The sequence below is a fragment of the Nocardia sp. NPDC049149 genome (genome assembly GCF_043197455.1).
GTDB lineage: Bacteria > Actinomycetota > Actinomycetes > Mycobacteriales > Mycobacteriaceae > Nocardia.
The window spans coordinates 168,088-170,584 of the sequence record NZ_JBICTD010000015.1 but is presented as its reverse complement, the minus strand read 5'-3'; the positions used below and the strand labels follow the sequence as shown (position 1 = coordinate 170,584).

Sequence of the window (2,497 nt, the reverse complement as noted above, 5' to 3'; positions counted from 1 at the left end):
GACCCGTCGACCAGACTGCAGGTCGATTCACGGCGTGAACTGCGAAGCCGTTGCGACGGTGAGGAGTTCGTCGACGGACCATTGGTCGTCGGCGTGGGTGCCGTGTTTGGCGGCCAGGACTTGGCCGGTGGGGGCGATGAGGAAGTCGGCGGGCAGGCCGAGACGGCCACCTTCGGGGGAGGTCGGGGGTGCCGGTTGCTTGTTGCGGAGGGTGGCCAAGGCGTCGTGGGTGACGCCGCGCAGGATGGCGGGCCAGGTTCGGGGGTCGAGGAGGGCTTTCGGGGCGGATTCGACGCCGAACTCGCGGTACAGATCTCGGGTGGGGTCGGGGATGGCGGGAAAGGGGAGTTCGTCGGTGTATTTGCGGAGTTCTGGTGCGCTGGAATGGAATACGACGACTTCGTGGATGCCTGCTGCGGTGATCTCGGGGAGGCGGGTGACGATCGAGCGCAGGTGCAGGTTGCAGACGGGGCAGCCCGCGAAGCGGCGGAATTGCAGGTGGATCAGGTGGTCGGGGTCCGGTACCTGGACCGCGGTGCCGTCGGCGGCGATCAGCGTGCGCCCAGAGACGGTGGTCGGCAATGACATGCGAATTCCTTTCGTAGGTGTACGTAGTACGCCTACATCTAGTATGCGCGTACCTTGTACGCTGTCAACCCATGCCACGTCCTCGTTCGCTCACTCAGGGAGATCTGTCGGCGGCCGCGCTCGCGGTCATCGACCGTGACGGTCTGGCCGCGCTCACGATGCGCGCGGTCGCCACAGAGCTCGGCATGGCCACCATGGGGCTGTATCGCTATGTCGCCGATCGGGAAGCGCTCGAGGTCCTCGTGGTTGATCGGATCTTCGTCGACATCGAGACGGCGTTGCCGCCCGAAATGCCATGGCGCGAAAGGATATCGACACTGCTGCAGCGGATGTGCACCGCGGTGTCGAAGCATCCGGCGACGGTGCCGCTCGTGCTGCGGCATCGCCAGTCGACGGCGGCGTCGCTCAGGCTGATCGAGACGATGCTGTCGGCGCTGACGGAGGGTGGCTTCGCCGGTCGTGACCGGCTGATCGCGCAGCGCACGCTGATCGCCTTCCTGTTCGGCTTCCTGCAGAACGAGCACTACGCCTCGCTCGCAGGGCCAGGCACCGCCACGATGGCACGCGTGGCGGTCGAGGACTACCCGCTGGTTGCGGAAACGGCAGCTCAGGCGCGGACGATCCCGGCGTCGGAGGAGTTTCGTGAGGGCCTTGCCCTCGTGCTGCGCGGCCTGGCTCCTCGGGACCATGGTCGGTCCTGAGGAGCCGGCTGGGCTCAGCGGAGAAGTGCTGCGGTGTCGATGGATTCGGCCATTGCCCGGTGGCCTGCGTCGTTGAGGTGCATGCCGTCGCCGGAGTCGAGGTCGGGGCGAATGAAATCGGGGCGCGCCGGGTCGGCGACGGCGGCGGCGGCGTCGAAGATCGAGTCGAAAACGTCGGTGCCGCGCAGCCATTCGTTGACCTGGCGGCGGGTCGCCTGGGTTTCGGCAATGGGCAGGCCTTCGTAGATGCAGCCCGCGTAGGGGCCGATGGTGGCGGCGTGGATGGTGAGACCCGCGGCGTGCGCGCGGCGGGCCAGCTCGGTGTAGCCCGCGATCAGTTCGTCGGCGGTGGCGGACGGCTGGTCGGCCATGCCGCCGAGGATGAGGTCGTTGATGCCGAAGTTGATCACGACCGCGGCGGCGCCGGGGACGGAAAGGACGTCGCGGCTGAACCGGTCGAGCCCTGGCACGCCGATCTCGTTGGTCAGCAGGCGGTTTCCGCCGATGCCCTGGTTGACGGCCCAACCGCGCGGCAGCCGCGCATTGAGCGCGTCCACCGAACGGCGGTTCGCGCCGATGGTCGACCCGACGCCCTCGAACCAGGAATCGCCGAACGCCACGACAACCGGGACATCCACGGGGGCAAGCACATCGACGCCTGCGACGAAGAAGCGGGCAGGCACCTCCTCGGCGGCGGTCAGATCCGGTGCCGAGGTGACGTCTCCTGGTGCGACGTAGGCGATTTCGGTGGCCTGATGGGAATAGGTCGCGAGCCCGGTGTCGCCGGGTAGATACAGGCTCAGTGTCACATCGGTGCCTGCGGCGACCGCGAGTTCGACCGCGTCGGAGACTATTTCGCCGCCCGCGGGGATGCTGACCTGTGCGGCGCCGTCGAAGGTCAGCGCGGTGTCGGTCTCGGTGACGATCGCGCTGCCGGACTTGCGGAGTGCGAGTTTGGCAGCGCCGATGACCAACGGGGCGTGCCCGAAACGGTTGGTGAGGCGGATCCGGAGTTGCTCGCCGCCGCCGGCCAGGTGCAGCGCCTGGCGGACGGTCTCGTCGGCGAAGGCGCGCGGTTGGGTGAGCTTGATCTGTTCGTCCGGGCTGATGACCGCGGAACGGAAACCGGCGACCCAGTGGGTGGTGTCAGACATCGAGCACTCCATTAGTTGACGCGAGGAATATTGCGTAGTCATGTTTCTACAACA

At 67.4% G+C, this 2,497-nt stretch carries 3 protein-coding genes; 1 reads left to right on the top strand and 2 read right to left on the bottom strand.

Translation table 11 applies throughout. The features are described 5' to 3' along the window. Positions 1-27: 27 nt before the first annotated feature. Entirely contained in the window at positions 28-588 is a 561-nt protein-coding gene (locus tag ACGFNJ_RS40660) for a peroxiredoxin-like family protein (RefSeq protein WP_393461364.1), read from the bottom strand. A 71-nt stretch (positions 589-659) separates the two neighbouring features. On the opposite strand from ACGFNJ_RS40660, the gene ACGFNJ_RS40655 reads away from it, so the two are divergent. After that, positions 660-1,289 (top strand): TetR/AcrR family transcriptional regulator, encoded by a 630-nt coding sequence (locus ACGFNJ_RS40655; protein ID WP_393461362.1) that lies wholly within the window; start codon positions 660-662, stop codon positions 1,287-1,289. A gap of 14 nt (positions 1,290-1,303) precedes the next feature. On the opposite strand, the gene ACGFNJ_RS40650 is transcribed toward ACGFNJ_RS40655, so the two are convergent. Then, positions 1,304-2,443 (bottom strand): GDSL-type esterase/lipase family protein, encoded by a 1,140-nt coding sequence (locus ACGFNJ_RS40650; RefSeq protein ID WP_393461360.1) that lies wholly within the window; start codon positions 2,441-2,443, stop codon positions 1,304-1,306. Positions 2,444-2,497: the final 54 nt, after the last annotated feature.

What these genes read in the sequence shown, in the direction of transcription:
- ACGFNJ_RS40655 (WP_393461362.1), top strand. Translation starts at nt 660, where the DNA reads ATGCCACGTCCTCGTTCGCTCACTCAGGGAGATCTGTCGGCGGCCGCG.
- ACGFNJ_RS40660 (WP_393461364.1), bottom strand. Translation starts at nt 588, where the DNA reads ATGTCATTGCCGACCACCGTCTCTGGGCGCACGCTGATCGCCGCCGAC.
- ACGFNJ_RS40650 (WP_393461360.1), bottom strand. Translation starts at nt 2,443, where the DNA reads ATGTCTGACACCACCCACTGGGTCGCCGGTTTCCGTTCCGCGGTCATC.